We start from the raw sequence: 1,255 nt of genomic DNA, 5'->3' as shown, positions 1-1,255 counted from the left end.
TCTATTTATTCAGCAAAGCCCTGTTAAGGGTAAAAAAAGGGGGACGTGGATCAGTCCTGTTCAGCCACTATCCTGGTGAGAGCATGCCGCAAGATCAAAGTTTCAAATCTGAGTTTTTCCTGCGCTATACCCCAGATTGGACCAGTTTTTAATTAAGATTGCAGGTAAATATGAAGAGTAAATGGCGGTGTTTTTCAAGTTTTATAGTGGTTTGCTTGCTGGCAACCTGTGACGCGCCTCAGCCATCGAAAGGTCCTGATGGTATGATGCTCGAAGGGCGCACTATGGGAACATTCTGGAGGGTTAGCCTGGCCGGAGTGGCACCGGAACGGCGCGCGGCGCTGCAAAAAGCGGTGCAGCAGCAGCTGGATAACGACGACCACGAGCTGTCGACCTGGAAAAATGATTCGGTGCTGTCACGGTTTAATCAGTATCGCGGCAGCGACCCGCAGCCGGTGAGCAACAATATGGCCGATATCGTCACGCTGTCGCTGCGCATCGGCCAGCAGACGCAGGGCGCGATGGATATCACCGTCGGGCCGCTGGTGAATTTGTGGGGCTTCGGGCCGGCTAAGCAGCCGGTGAAAACGCCGGACGTGCAGCAGATCGCTGCCGCACGCGCGCTGACCGGCCTGCAGCACTTGCAAGTGATCAACCGCGCCGGGCAGGCCTATCTGCAAAAAGATCTGCCCGCACTCTATGTTGACCTTTCCACCGTCGGCGAAGGCTTTGCCACCGATAACCTGGCGCGGCTGATGGAACGGGAAGGGATCAACAACTATCTGGTATCGGTCGGCGGGGCGGTGCTGACGCACGGGGAAAATGCCCAGGGCAATGCCTGGCAGGTAGCAATCCAGAAACCGACTGATAAAGAGAATGCGGTGCAGGCGATTGTCGATTTACAGGGCCATGGCATCAGTACCTCCGGCAGCTATCGCAACTATTATGAACTGGACGGCAAGCGCATCTCGCACGTCATTGACCCGGCAACCGGCCAGTCGATTCAGCACAAGCTGGTTTCTGTCACGGTGATCGCCACTACCGCGCTGGAGGCCGATGGCTGGGATACCGGGCTGATGGTACTGGGTACCGAGCGCGCAAAAGCGCTGGCGCTGCGTAATAAACTGGCGGTGTATCTGATCTACAAGCAGAAGGAACGCTTTGAGAGCTGGATGTCACCGCAGTTTGCTGCTTTTCTCTCGCCGTCCTCCGCGCACTGATTAAGGAGAGCTGATGCTTGATGGTTAGAAGATTG

The 1,255-nt window shown here is 55.9% G+C and carries 1 protein-coding gene; it reads left to right on the top strand.

What is annotated here, in order from left to right; genetic code table 11:
- Window positions 1-170: 170 nt before the first annotated feature.
- The gene (gene apbE, locus BBW68_RS12385) at window positions 171-1,220 is read left to right on the top strand and encodes an FAD:protein FMN transferase ApbE (protein WP_070135600.1); all 1,050 of its coding nucleotides are present in this window, start codon (window positions 171-173) and stop codon (window positions 1,218-1,220) included.
- Window positions 1,221-1,255 lie beyond the last annotated feature (35 nt).

Origin of the sequence: Candidatus Erwinia dacicola, from assembly GCF_001756855.1 — a bacterium.
Taxonomy (GTDB): Bacteria; Pseudomonadota; Gammaproteobacteria; order Enterobacterales; family Enterobacteriaceae; genus Erwinia; species Erwinia dacicola.
Note: the sequence above shows the minus strand (reverse complement) of the source record. Positions and strands in the feature narration are given on the sequence as shown.

Coding starts and splice junctions, on each gene's coding strand:
- apbE (WP_070135600.1), top strand. CDS start 171: ATGAAGAGTAAATGGCGGTGTTTTTCAAGTTTTATAGTGGTTTGCTTG.